This is a genomic window from Janthinobacterium sp. AD80, from assembly GCF_002878455.1.
Taxonomy (GTDB): Bacteria; Pseudomonadota; Gammaproteobacteria; order Burkholderiales; family Burkholderiaceae_D; genus Janthinobacterium.
Window position 1 is genome coordinate 13,633 of sequence record NZ_NRDQ01000044.1, and the last position, 12,744, is coordinate 26,376.

15 protein-coding genes are annotated in these 12,744 nt (G+C 50.5%); 13 read left to right on the plus strand and 2 right to left on the minus strand.

What is annotated here, in order from left to right:
- Nucleotides 1-235 precede the first annotated feature (235 nt).
- The 11 genes from JaAD80_RS10795 to JaAD80_RS10835 all read left to right on the plus strand — a co-directional run bounded on the left by JaAD80_RS10795 (nucleotide 236) and on the right by JaAD80_RS10835 (nucleotide 8,784).
- Nucleotides 236-577, plus strand: a complete 342-nt coding sequence (locus JaAD80_RS10795) for a hypothetical protein (RefSeq protein WP_258002928.1) — start codon at nucleotides 236-238, stop codon at nucleotides 575-577.
- A gap of 518 nt (nucleotides 578-1,095) precedes the next feature.
- Nucleotides 1,096-1,311 carry a major coat protein gene (locus tag JaAD80_RS10800; protein WP_102294170.1) on the plus strand — a complete coding sequence of 72 codons (216 nt, stop codon included), beginning with the start codon at nucleotides 1,096-1,098 and terminating at the stop codon, nucleotides 1,309-1,311.
- A 56-nt stretch (nucleotides 1,312-1,367) separates the two neighbouring features.
- Entirely contained in the window at nucleotides 1,368-2,108 is a 741-nt protein-coding gene (locus JaAD80_RS31440; protein WP_146012347.1) for a hypothetical protein, read from the plus strand.
- Between the two features lie 9 nt (nucleotides 2,109-2,117).
- A complete protein-coding gene (locus JaAD80_RS31445; protein WP_102294171.1) occupies nucleotides 2,118-2,621 on the plus strand; it encodes a hypothetical protein in 504 nt (167 codons plus the stop codon).
- A 2-nt stretch (nucleotides 2,622-2,623) separates the two neighbouring features.
- The gene (locus JaAD80_RS30285; RefSeq protein WP_146012348.1) at nucleotides 2,624-2,959 is read left to right on the plus strand and encodes a hypothetical protein; all 336 of its coding nucleotides are present in this window, start codon (nucleotides 2,624-2,626) and stop codon (nucleotides 2,957-2,959) included.
- A 9-nt stretch (nucleotides 2,960-2,968) separates the two neighbouring features.
- On the plus strand, nucleotides 2,969-4,114 hold the full coding sequence (locus tag JaAD80_RS10810) for a zonular occludens toxin domain-containing protein (RefSeq protein WP_102294172.1): 1,146 nt from the start codon (nucleotides 2,969-2,971) through the stop codon (nucleotides 4,112-4,114).
- Entirely contained in the window at nucleotides 4,111-5,415 is a 1,305-nt protein-coding gene (locus tag JaAD80_RS10815; RefSeq protein ID WP_102294173.1) for a type II secretion system protein GspD, read from the plus strand. The genes JaAD80_RS10810 and JaAD80_RS10815 overlap by 4 nt, the downstream gene beginning before the upstream one ends.
- Nucleotides 5,416-5,655: 240 nt before the next feature.
- Nucleotides 5,656-5,925, plus strand: coding sequence for a hypothetical protein (locus JaAD80_RS10820; RefSeq protein ID WP_102294174.1), 270 nt, complete (start codon nucleotides 5,656-5,658; stop codon nucleotides 5,923-5,925).
- A gap of 221 nt (nucleotides 5,926-6,146) precedes the next feature.
- Nucleotides 6,147-7,049, plus strand: a complete 903-nt coding sequence (locus JaAD80_RS10825) for a hypothetical protein (RefSeq protein ID WP_102294175.1) — start codon at nucleotides 6,147-6,149, stop codon at nucleotides 7,047-7,049.
- A 39-nt stretch (nucleotides 7,050-7,088) separates the two neighbouring features.
- Nucleotides 7,089-7,964, plus strand: a complete 876-nt coding sequence (locus JaAD80_RS10830) for a site-specific integrase (protein ID WP_102294176.1) — start codon at nucleotides 7,089-7,091, stop codon at nucleotides 7,962-7,964.
- A 358-nt stretch (nucleotides 7,965-8,322) separates the two neighbouring features.
- A complete protein-coding gene (locus tag JaAD80_RS10835; protein WP_102294177.1) occupies nucleotides 8,323-8,784 on the plus strand; it encodes a DUF1508 domain-containing protein in 462 nt (153 codons plus the stop codon).
- Nucleotides 8,785-9,233: 449 nt separating this feature from the next.
- Here the strand turns inward: JaAD80_RS10835 and JaAD80_RS10840 are convergent, their stop codons facing one another.
- Nucleotides 9,234-10,322, minus strand: coding sequence for a tyrosine-type recombinase/integrase (locus tag JaAD80_RS10840; RefSeq protein ID WP_258002929.1), 1,089 nt, complete (start codon nucleotides 10,320-10,322; stop codon nucleotides 9,234-9,236).
- A 12-nt stretch (nucleotides 10,323-10,334) separates the two neighbouring features.
- Complete coding sequence (locus tag JaAD80_RS10845; RefSeq protein WP_146012349.1) at nucleotides 10,335-10,922, minus strand: hypothetical protein; 588 nt, start codon at nucleotides 10,920-10,922, stop codon at nucleotides 10,335-10,337.
- A 181-nt stretch (nucleotides 10,923-11,103) separates the two neighbouring features.
- Between JaAD80_RS10845 and JaAD80_RS10850 the strand changes: the two genes are divergently transcribed.
- Both JaAD80_RS10850 and JaAD80_RS10855 read left to right on the plus strand, forming a co-directional pair.
- On the plus strand, nucleotides 11,104-11,322 hold the full coding sequence (locus JaAD80_RS10850; RefSeq protein ID WP_070346269.1) for a hypothetical protein: 219 nt from the start codon (nucleotides 11,104-11,106) through the stop codon (nucleotides 11,320-11,322).
- Nucleotides 11,319-12,716 (plus strand): replication initiation factor domain-containing protein, encoded by a 1,398-nt coding sequence (locus JaAD80_RS10855; protein WP_258002930.1) that lies wholly within the window; start codon nucleotides 11,319-11,321, stop codon nucleotides 12,714-12,716. The genes JaAD80_RS10850 and JaAD80_RS10855 overlap by 4 nt, the downstream gene beginning before the upstream one ends.
- Nucleotides 12,717-12,744: the final 28 nt, after the last annotated feature.

Below are 12,744 nucleotides of genomic sequence, written 5' to 3' on the forward strand. Positions count from 1 at the left end.
ATTTCCAATTGTGTTAGTCCGTTCGTACTGATACTATTATCTTAGTCCGAGCGGTCTTACTCTTGTCCGTTTGAACTAAGTAAACGATAGCACATCTAGGTTGAATGTAAACCGCTCAGTCACCGGCCCAAGGGCCGCCTGTTTGCCCACTGGTACGCCTTGGGAGGTTTTTTCGGCTGTTGATCCGTGCAAAACACAATCGCTCTAGCGGGCGACTTACTCCAAGGAAAAGACCATGAAAAACACTATCCAAATTCTGCATGTCACCCAAGTGGCTGGCCGTTCGAAAAAAACCGGCAATGACTACGATATGCGCATGGCGCAATGCATCGTCCACAAGCCAAACCGCGATACCGGCGTCATTGAGCCGTTGATTGGCGAGCTGGTCTTACCGGAGCGCTTCAAAGACACTCAGCCGGGCATGTATGAGGTTGAATTCGAAGTGTCGATCTCGCAGGACAAGCGTGTCGGTTCGCAGGTCTTCTCCATTACTCCCGTTTCCTCTGCCTCGCAATCGAAGAGCGCTGCTGTTGCTCCAGCTGCTAAGGCGAACCCTGGTCAACAAACCGCCGCGTAATTCCTATGCCAGTCTGCGTTGAAGGAATGTCCGTAACTACTGCGCCTCGTACGCCGGGGTTGTCAGCTTACATTCCCGTTCCCTTTCGTAATGATCCTGAAGTTTGTACTTGGGTCATGCAAACCGGTCGTGAATATGCTGAGGCGCAGGCTGCGCAAAAGGAGTTAGACGCTATGTTTTTGCCGGTGACTTTGGTCGTTATTTTTGTACTCGGCTGGATCGCTGGGGCGCAACGATGAAGGATTTGCTTGTCTCGGTGCTTCCAACATTGATCTTGCTCGGCCTATTTGTCCTGGCTGTCTATCTCGTCAAGTACCTTGCTTCGCGGTTTTGGGACTTTAAATAATTATGACTATTTATGAAATCGTCGCTGCTGCGCTGGCTGCTTTTGGGATTGGCTATGCCGCTGGTTCGATACAGCGAATTATCCGTCGTTCCATCGAAATACTGGATTAGCTCTATTTTGGCGCGGGGCCGTCGCCAATCTTACTCGTAGGCCAATTTCTGAGGATTGAAAAATGAACAAAAACATTCTGCGCGGTTTGGCTCTGGCTGGTGCTGTGTCCGTTTCCGCTGTCGCATCGGCTGCTGGTGATGAAGGTGTTGCCGCGATCACGGCCCTGTCCGCCACTGCTACCACTTACATTTCGGCGGCGTTCGCCGTTGCCGTCCTGGTCGCCGGTGGCTTCTGGGGCATCAAGATGATGAAAAAAGCATTCTCCAAAGCCGGTTAATTCTGGCTCTGTTGTGCGGGCGGCTTCGGTCGCCCTTTTTTTTGGGCGGGGTTGTTATGAGATTTTTTTTGGCTTTGTGTCTTTGGCTCTTTGTGGCTGTTCAGGCCAATGCCGTTGTCCGGATGAATTTGAGCAACGGGGCGTCTGTCGAAGGCTTTCCTAAGAACTGCGCAGAGGTCGTTTCTATGTTGCAGTCGAAATACGCTAACGCTCCGACGCTCACTAGGTGTTCTTCGGCGAATGAGTCTTATACGGTCTATGCCAAAAACCCTAGTTCTGGAAGTGACTATGTATGGGTGACTTTATACCTTTCTGAAGTTTGTGATGGTAGCCGTTTCTCTGCTGATGGCTCGAAGCCTCTTGGGCAAAAATGTGTTCGGCTTCAGTGTAATGAAGGTGATGCGCTCGGTTCGTATAAGGTCGCTACAGCGTATTGGCAAATTTCTCCGCATGTCTTAAAACAGCCAATCATGGCTGATGCCGATGCTAAAAATTATAAGGTGTGTATTCAGGGCTGCGTGGCGAAAACCACAGATGTTTCTGGTTGCAACGATGCCACAACAGTGGCTCCAAATTTGGAGCTTGTTAAGTGTACTTTGGCGATGCAAGAAACGAGTCAAAAATGCCAGATTTGGGGTGATCCTACTGATACGCCAGCTTTCACCGGATCGGTTGGCCCGGGTGATGGTAGTGGCACCGGTAATGAGCCTACGGATCCGGAGAATCCGGGCGGTGGTACTGGTGGCGATGGCGGTACTCCGGGCGGTGGCACGGGTGGTACTCCGGGCGGTGGCTGACTGGTGGCGATGGCGGTACTCCGGGCGGAGGCACGGGTGGTACTCCGGGTGGTGGCACGGGGTGGCGATGGCGGTACTCCGGGCGGTGGTACGGGCGGCACTCCGGGCGGTGGCACGGGCGGTACTCCGGGTGGCGGCACGGGTGGCGGTAAAGAACAGCTAAATTGCGGCGCTCCTGGACAACCTGCTTGCCGTATTTCTGAGGAGGGCATGAAGTCGGTTGATGGTGATGAGGGTGATTCAGAATTATCACTCATTGACTATCACAATAAAAACGCCCTTGATCAAATTGGTTCTGTTGTGAAAGAGAAATTGATGTATGGCGATTGGTTTCCAACGATTAATACAGCGGTGTGCACTAATCCTACTGTGCCTAACCCTTTTGGTGCTAGTAGCTATGAAGTCGATATTTGTAAGTACGTCGAAATATTTGCCAAATTTATTACCGGGGTCATTTGCTTTTTTGCTGTGATCGGGTCTGTTCAACAAGTTACATCAGCTGCTAAGGCTTAATCATGCCGCTTCTCGGAAATTTACTCATAGCAATAGTTCAATTACTGATAGGTTTTTTCGGTAAATTTATGGTTGCTGAAAAGGCTTTTCGGCTATCCGCCGTGCTGGTCATGATGGCGTTTTTTAGTGTCGTCATTGCAGCAATGGGGTCATGTGCCAGAGGAGTTTGTGCGCAGGGTATTGCTGGCATTTCGACCTCGCATCCAAATTTTGCTGTGGGTCTTGGCATTGCGTTTAATTCGACCACGATGGCGGCTGTTTCTTGTTACGTGTCAGTTTGGTTTTTGTGCCAAATTTACGTTTTCCAGAAAAAAGGCTTAAACATCGTGACTAAGTAGGGGGCACGTATGGCTGTTTATGCGATTACAGGCAAGCTTGGGAGCGGTAAGGGGAAAGCGGCAATTGACCAGATTAGGCGTTACCTGCGGGAAGGCAAACGGGTGGCCACAAACTGCGACGTGTTCCTTGAGCACTTGATGCCTCCCACGGATAAAAGCGTTGTCATACGGGTGCCTGACAAGCCGTCAGCGGTCGACCTGTACATGGTGGGCAGTGGTAATCGGTTTATCCAGTTTGATCCAATTTTGCAGCATGGCCGTGCTGGTATGACGGCTATCGCTCCGTCTCCTAAGTTGTTGCCCGGGTTTGATGAATTTCACAATGGCGCGCTCATTTTGGACGAATGCGGCTCCTGGCTAAATACGCGTAATTTTCAGGACAAGGGTAGGGCGGAAATGCTGGAGTGGGCCATTCATGCGCGCAAGTATGGATGGGACATTTTTTTCATCATGCAAAACATCAGTCAGGTTGATAAGCAGTTGCGGGAATCGCTGCTTGAGTACGTTGTGCGCTTGAATCGTCTTGATCGCATGAAGGTGCCGCTTTTAAGCCCCGCCATTGCATTTATGACGGCTGGAGCGTCCACCGGCAGCATGCCACGCTTGCATATCGGTGTGGTGCGGTTGGGGGCCTCTCCTGACGGTCTTGTGGCGGATCGCTGGTACTTCAGGGGCGATGATCTGAACAATGCTTACAACACGACACAAGTGTTTTCCGATACCTACCCGCATGGTACTCATTCCTTGCTGTCGTCTTGGCACTTGTCCGCTCTTGCTGGTGTTCCTCCCGATTTCATCGGGCCATTGCAGGCTACGCCTGCCGCTTTGTCGCTCTTGCGTCCTCGGGCGCTTCCTCCTAAGTCACCACACAAGCATATGTCTAAATTTTTAGTTTGCGCCGTACTGCTGGGCGCCGCGCTTGGCATTTTCGGCTATCACTTTTCCAAACCGTATCTTGCTGCTGGCGAGGTGCATCAAACGGAGGAATTTGTCTACTCAAAGACGATCACGGGCGTGGGCTACATGAATCAGGGGCACAAATATTTGGTCAGTTTGTCCGATGGCCGCGTGATTCAGGCGCTGCGCTTTCGCTTCGTGGATGGTGGCTGGATTGCGCAAATTGAGCCCGGCTTGTGGGTGAAGGGGGCTGTATGAAAAAGCTCGCGTTGTGGTTGCTCATGCTGCCCGGTTTGGCGTTGGCGGATAGTCAGCCGGTGAGTATCAATTTGGCTTCGGCGTCATTGGTGGCATTCGCACAGGCTACCTATAAAAACATGCTCGATCGTGACTTCGTAATCACCCCTGATGCGTTGGCGCTCGATCGCAAAATTTCCGTATCCGTTCGGTCCTTGACGCCGCAACAGTTGCCCGCGTTTGTTGAGGGCGTGCTTGCTGATCTTGGTATCGCTTCTGAGTTGCGCGACGGTGTGTATTACCTGCGTGCTGCAAAGGCTCTGCCTATGGCGCATGCGTCTCCTCTGGATGTCGCCAGTCCTGCCGTCTCGTCGTCAGATTCGGCCTTGTTCGCGCCATTGAAAAAGCTTAAATCGCCTGACATGCCTTCGGATGGTGAGAACGTGGATTACGCCAGTCTCGCCGCCGGCCGGGGAAGTGATTACGAATCTGAGGTATACGTGCCGGCGAGTCGTTCGGCCGATTTCTTGGCGCCGGTAGTGGTTGCGGCTTTTGGTGCTCGTAGTGCTGCGGCGGCTGGTAATCAAATTGTGCTTACCGGCAGTCCGTCGCAGTTGAACAAAATGCGGATTTTGCTCGGTGCGCTCGATCAGCTTCCGCGTATGGTCGATGTGTCCGCATCATGGGTTGAGGTCACGGATAACGCCAGCTCTGGCCGCGGTATTTCCATCATGGCCAGCGTGCTCGGTGCGAAGTTTGGCGCATCGTTGGGCAGCGTCAATTCTGCGTCAGCCATCAGCTTGCGCGGAACAAATTTCCAGCTGGTGATCGATGCGCTTAATACTGATGGCCGCTTTAAGCAGGTGTCAAACAGCCGCATTGTGGGTGATGATTATCAAAAGATGGTGCTGACGGTGGGCGATGAAACGCCGACGATCGCCAGCACCGGCAAAGACAATTCTGGCAATAGCGTGCAAAACATCATCTATCGGCCTTCCGGCGTCATTGTCGACGTACTGCCTAAGGTGCTTGGCGGCGGAAAAATCAGCCTTGCCATCGATGGGCAAATTTCTAGCTTCAAGCCGACTATTAGCGGCGTGACGGGTTCGCCTACGCTTATTAAACGCCAGGTGAAAACAGCCGTCACGGTCAACGATGGCGAGGTGCTGTTGATTGGTGGCTTGAACGATGCGCAAACCGTCGATAGCTCCTCTGGCTTCGCCTTTCTGCCTTCCTCGTGGGCTGCTCGATCAGGAACTAAGCTGCATACCGATTTGGTGCTGATATTGAGCGCGCAAGTTCCGCGCACATCAGAAAAATAGTGATTTGTCACGGTAATTGCGGGGTGTCGGCACAAGCGGCCCAGCGGGCAAAATCTTTGAGGGTAGGTCGAAGTCGGCGTTTGATTTTGAAGTAAGGGCATCAGACGGCCCGTGCGCATCGGAGCGAGGAGCGACACGTTTTCAAAGTTTTAGCGGGCAGTCCGCTGCCCTGGTTAATACCTCGCTGTAGCACGTTGGCCAGTATCGCCCACTCTGAAAAACCGTTTTGAAGGTCTGCGCATGAAACAGCTTGAAGATGACAAGACGATTGATCTGCTCGGCCCGATTAAGCGCGGTAGAGGCCGTCCGGCTACTGGTGCGGCAAAGACTAGTGCGCAACGGCAAAAGGAGCGTAGGGCGCGCTTACGTGATGATGGCAAGGCCTTCTTGACGGTGCATGTCGATGCGAAATTGTTGGATGGGTTGAAAGCGTATATCCGCTTCAAGGACATCACGCCGGATCAAGTCATCGAGAAATTGTTGCGCCAGCAATTGCTGCGCAAAAGGTAGCGGAAAGCTTCGTGCCGCTACCTGTGCGCAGCGCGGGTGGCGGCGCGAAGCGCCGCTAAACTTGTATTAGGGACACTTAAGAACACAGCAGTAGAAAGCGCAGTTACGGGCAAGTGCAGTACCGGATTTCAGACCAGTTTTTTTGATGGACAAAAAAAAAGCCCCAGGCATCTACTAAATGCCCGGGGCCTTCGATAAACCTGCCGTTACAGGACTACCGAATGACCGAATTAGATTATGAAAACGCTTTAGCGTCAATTGATTTCTCGCCTGTAGAGCCATCTGCGCAACATCGCCCGGAGTGGTGGGACGATGAAGGAATCAAGAACACATGGAACGACAACTATACGGCCCGTAAGCGCGTTTTTCCTGACGGACAGTGCGAAGTGACGGTAACTAAGGAACGGCACTTTGTCGGCCCGGCTAGGCTGCTCAAAACGAAGGCCAAGCGCGGCGAGTCAGAAAACCGCGAAGCAAACGATGATGATGCTGGCCGCCGTGCGAAAAAGAACGTCAAACACTGCTGCAAACAGATCGGTGCTGATCGCATGGTCACGCTGACGTATCGAGAAAATATGGTGGATCGTGAGACCGCACTCAAGCACTGGAAAGCATTTTGCCGCAAGCTCGGCAAGCACAAGCAATTTCACTATGTCGCCGTTATCGAGGAACAGGAGCGCGGCGCGCTGCACTTTCATGTGGCGGTGGCCGGTCGGCAAATGTATGCGCTCTTGCGTTCGATCTGGCAAAGCGTCTTGGGTCTTGGGCCGAACGGTGAGCAAATGGGGCAGGTCAACGTCCGCGATCCGCATCGTTTTGGCTTTGGCGTTACAGGCGCGCACAAGATCGCCAGCTACATTGCCAAATATTGCGGCAAGGAAATGCAATGTAGGGCGCTCGATCAAAAGCGCTATTTCCGCTCCAAGGGCATTGTGGTTCCCGAAGTCCACTCTTGGCGACTATTGGGCTGCACGTCGATGCTTAGCGCCGCGCAGGCCGCTTTCCGTGCGATTGAGGGGCATTGTATGGACGGTTTGCAGACGTGGTGTAACAACGGGCTGGGTGTAGTTTATCTTGCGACTGCGCCGGGTGTGCCTGACGCGACGTACGATTGTCCGTTCTGATATAGTTGGTTTATGGCAACATTATTATGGGGCACGTAGATGGCAGTTGCTGGCTTGGTATTAGAAACTTTGTCCGGGAAAACTTGGTGTGATGCGGTTGAACGTTGGTTGGCCGAAAAGGCTGATAAGGCGTCCTTGCATTCTGATAAGTGCATTTTTCGGTGGCTTGAGCCATTTTTGTCTGGTTACGATATAAACGATATAAATCGTTCTGTTGTTGATGCCATTACAAAGCGAAAGCGAGCAACCGGTGTCAAGAATGGAACTGTGAATAGAACACTGGCATTGCTGCGTTCTGTGTTGATTCGGGCATGTGTGGATTGGGAATGGGTTGATGCTATTCCAAAGGTGCGTTTGTTGAAGGAGCCAGATCGCCGGGTACGCTATTTGACTCATTGCGAGGCGTCCGAATTATTGAATGCGTTGCCTGAGCATTTGTCGCATATGGTGGCCTTTAGTCTTGCCACGGGATTGCGCAAGGGGAACGTTCTGGGTCTATGTTGGTCTCAAGTTGATCTTGTGCGGCGGGTTGCCTGGATTCATCCAGATCAAAGTAAAACACGTAAGGCTATTGTTGTTCCGTTAAATGATGATGCTATGCGTGTGCTGACATTGCAGCGTGGTCGTCATCCTGTACGGGTATTCACGTATAACGGTGAGCCTGTGTTTTCTGCCACTACGGCCGCATGGTACAAGGCATTAAAGCGTTGTGATATTGAAGACTTCAGATGGCATGATTTGCGACATACATGGGCAAGCTGGCATGTGCAGCGTGGCACGCCGCTACATGTTTTACAGGAATTGGGTGGTTGGCAGTCTGCGCAAATGGTGAGGCGGTACGCTCATTTTTCTGCTGGTCATCTCGCAGTGCATGCCGCTAATTTACCAGTGCTCATGGCGCCAGGCGGGAGCTAAGGTACTATAATGTCATTGCTTAAAAACAAACAATTCGACTGGGTTTTTATACAGTTAGTGCAGAGTGACGCATTTATAATTACCTGTGCGTAACCACAGTAGTATTGCTGTATATGTATACAGGTAGAAAATTGCGGTCGAACGGGGATGTTTATGTATAATTGGCGAGCTGATGGAATTAATGTCGGACGGAACCGGGATCGGTTCTGCCCCTTGGGCATTTGCCCAAAGGGGAACCTGGCTGGCCTTGTGAGAACAGCACGAAGAGACCACTATAATACATGGCATTTTTCGTGACGTGTGTATCGTAATGGGTGTTTTTAAGCTTGGTCAGCTCTTTTTTTTCTAAGGAGCAATTATGCACTTTGAAATTTTTCGCGAGCACGTCTCTCTACTTGGATCTGCTAGGGAGTTTTACGTACGGTTAGTTCATGACGGGCGGCCGCTGGCTACGACTGGTGATGGGTACGTTAGCAAAGAGAGCGCTCAGCATGCCATCGATCTTGTTGTTGCTACTGTTGATAAAACTCCAGTGTTGCGCGGGCTTCTGCAATCGGCTGAGCAAAAATACGATCAAAGCGGTTTAAGATTTGAGATATATGTTACGCCGGGTAGTGGCACAACATTGCTTTCAATGGGGCAATTTACTTATCGTTGGTTGCTAATTAGTCGAAACGGTAACAAAATCATCCATGGAAATAAAGCATATTTCGACGAGGCTTCTTGTTTACATGAGATTGCGCTGGTGAAATCGACTACTACTTTTACGAGAGTGACGGAAGTGAAAGGTCTGAATTCGCTTGCTAATTTGGCTATTTGATAGGCTTCCTCTTATCAGGCGGTTTAGCATGTAGAGCATGGGTCTCATAATCCGTTGGTGCCGTGTTCGACTCACGGGAGGCCCACCAGAATTTGCAGTAAAAACAAAGGGTTAGCTTCGCGGCTAACCCTTTTTTGTTTTAGGCTGTATTGCGTTGTCCAGTTTTTGTCCAATTTTTTTCAGTTAGCTTCATGTTGTACTTGAGCGTAGTATCTCCTCATGAAAAATCGTACTCGTAAGAAAAAATTGGATAGCTCGCGTAGGTGGCGTGCTCGGTTCACTATGGATACCTTACGCGCTCGTTCTGAGGCAAGTGCGGGGTATCTTGTCCCATACGAATTTCTCGTACGCTCTTCTCCAAATAAGGAAGTATTTGGCTGTCAAGATACTTTAATAATTCAACCTGACAGCTTTGATGCCAAATGATCTGCTCAAGTTGCGTCAAATGTCTATAGTAGGGAACGAGCTTCGATTGCTATGCATTCAGACGTCGCCTCGGCTGCCACCGTTAAACCGCAAATTTGTGCATTTTTCCATTTGGATAGCGGATTGAGTGTACGAACCTCTATCAAGTGGTCAGGGGATAAATGCGCGTAGCGCATGGTCATCGCCAGGGAACTATGGCCAAGAATTTTTTGCAGGACCAAAATATTGCCGCCGTTGATCATGAAGTGGCTTGCGAAGGTATGCCGCATCACATGCGTAGCTTGTCCTGCAGGAAGTATTATGCCGGTCCTGTTCAATGCCTCAATAAATGCTGAGTAAGCGGTGCTGAAGAAGCGCTCGTCCCCAATTGTCGAAGAATGCTTCTGATAGTGACCATCAAGGGTTGCCTCGAGATCCGCATCGATCGGCACAGCTCTCACTTTTTTAGACTTGGTTAGCGCAAACTGAATCAGTCCATTTCGCACCTGTGGACGTCTCAGTGTTTCAGCCTCGCTCCACCTGGCACCAGTTGCTAGACACACTTGCGAAATCATGTGCACATGTTCGTTGCGCCCTTTCTTAAGCTCAGCAAATAGCAGGTCGATCTGATCGTATGTGAGGAACGATAGTTCTCGCTCTGCGATCTTAAATGACCTGACCTTTTGAAGCGGATTTTCTCCCTTCCATATGTCCAGCCGAGCGAGCTCGTTGAACATAGCCTGCAGGTAACTCTTTTCCCTGTTCATGCTGCTGGCTGAAATCCCCGCCTCAATGCGAACGGCACGATACTGTGCAAATAGCTCCCCCGTCATTTTGTCTGCGTAGGGGTTCCCCATGGCCTCTGCCATCTTCTTTAGGCGACTGTATGTGTCTTCACCTGAGGACAGTTGGCGTCCATGCTGGCTGTGCCAAATTTCAATTAATTCAGTAAGTTTGCGAACGTCACGCTTTGCCGGCTGCCATCCAGGAGTTTGAGTTGCATTTGTCTTTAGCCATGCCTCGTACTCCAACGCCTCCCGTTTCGTGTCAAAAGACTTACGATATCTCTTGCCTGTAGCCCCCTCCGGCCGGGTATCTACTAACCACCCTAATGTAGTTTTTCTAATTGTCATGAATTGTGGTTGTTAGAACATTTCTTTATTTGCTTCGGTAGTTTCAAATTGTTCGAGAGTGGTTTCTTGCTCTTCTCGGATTCGTTGTAGCTCGTCAATGTCCACAACGATGTCATACCAATGTTTGATTTGACGATGAATTGCTTCATCAAGTTTGATCGCGTTGGCCTCTGCTATTTCGCCTAACGCAAGATGGGTATGCAAAGAGTGGTATTTTTTTAGATCTTCATCAGTCCAAAGCTTGTCTTGCAGTAAGCGACGTTCTTCCAGCTGTTTTAGGAACAGGTCTTTAGCTGCAGTTCGCAATCGAACCTTTTTAGTCATGTTGGGCTGGCTGTGCCCATGTTGCCAATCACTCACACCAGTCACCAGCCAGAACGCATATTCGGGCCAGCATTGGCTGGTCCGTTCCAGCATCTCAACCGACGCCTTGGTTTGTCCTCGATGGAAGTTCCTCCATTTTTCTGCTGACACGCCTGTTCGCTCTTCCAGCTGCTTCCAATCTGCCTTTCCACCGGTCAATTGTTGAAGCAATAACCGAAGGCGATCGTCAACGGTAATTGTTAAAACATCATCATCTGAGCTTAAGGATGTTGACATAGGGAATCTCTCCTAGTATATTTGCCGAGTTGGCGGTAAATTTTACCGTTTAATTGGTAAATTAAACCGTATTGGTGGTCGTGTTTGCCTATTATGCTTGCTAACCAAGTGCTTGGAAAGCATTGCGACGCGACCATGCTTTTCGTATGGGCTACTAGGTTCGAATTTCTGAGAAAGATACATGGGCAACATTCCTAAACTTGAAAATTTTCAGCCGCCATCTGTGGCGTTCTGTCCTGTGATGGATCGGCGGCAGTTTGCCCAGGTTACTGGCCTGACTATGGATACGGTTGAAGCAATGGTTGCTCGTGGGTATTTACCTTGCATAAAGATCGGCAAGCGGTCACTGATCAATATCGCGCTACTTCAGCAACGATGTGTTGAGGCTCAGTTCTCATGAGCACAAAGTTTAGCGATTTTGATGCATCCGTGCAGGCATACATTGATGCTTCCGGTCGGTCTTCGGCTCGAAATCTAAAGTCTGGATTACTTGGCGTCGGCGAACCTTCGCCAGGTCGCGCTGACCGAGCTGACAGCGCGCCAGCGCTGGCGGCGCGGAGCAGCGCGATTGCCGAAAACGCCCGGTTAGTGCCGAAAATAGCGCATGTAAGCGCCACCGAATGCCCCCCCATTAATAACATGGGGAAAAACCTAGAGGGCGCCCAACCTGAGCATTGGGAAAGCGTTTGTGAGGAAGATTTTGGTGAGGTGGAACTGGTGCTGACCGGGAAGGGTGAAACCAAGACCTTGCTGGTCCGTCTTCCGTCATCAGCTCAGTGCTGCGTGATTGACTGGTTAAATTTCACAGTATCAGAAGACACGTGGTCAAAGACAGCAGGACGAACACTAATTACCGATGAAGAGTATGTCGAAGAGGCCAGTCGCCAACTTGAGAAAATTTTTGGTTTCGGCGTTACCACGCATAGAGGTATGAAGTTGAACTGGTATGCCGATTCGTGGGTCCTGGGCGATGGCATGGGCTTTGTCTGCTTCGGAAAGCAAAACCGGACCATGTTGATCATGCTATCAGGACAAGGCTGCACGAATGCACTTGCAGACTGGGAAAAGCGTCTTTATGAATTCTTAACTCAAGTGGCCATCCGGCCCTCGATTTCTCGAATCGACCTCGCACATGACGACTTTGACGGCTCGTACTTATCGGTGGATTGGGCTTACCAGCAATGGAGAGATGGTGGCTGTAGCTTCAAAAAGGGCGGTCGCCCGCCTGAAATTCAGAAGCTTGGCAACTGGGATCGCCCTAGTGGAAAAGGGCGGACGCTGACCATTGGTCAACGTGTGTCATCTAAGTTTTGTCGCTTCTATGAAAAAGGTAAAAAAGAAGGCGATAAGGAATCAAGCTGGTGTCGCTGTGAAGTGGAGTTCAAGAACACCAATACCGTTATTAACCCACTGATTTTGCTAAATCCTAGCAAATTTTTCGTCGGCGCATATCCATGCTTTACCGCCTTCCGTACTACGGAGACGCCGGAACGTATGGCGGTAAAAGCTCGTGCACAGCACATTACTGTCGATGATTCGATTGCGATCACAAAACGTCAATTTGGCAAATACATTCGCGTGTTTCGTGCCTTATTTGGTGATCTGGAGACGCTCGACCTGATCACTAACAAAGACGAAAACGCATTTCCTAAGCGTATGAAACCGTTCCTGAGTTTTCACGATTCAGGGCCTGTCCCGATCCATAAGCAGGCAAAACCAGTCGTTTCAGATTTCGCTCATTTTCCATCTAGCCCCCCATTTTTTGGCCTCAATGGGGAACGGGCTCGTCTGTAGGCCGTCTCAAAAAATACCTAGGATAAAA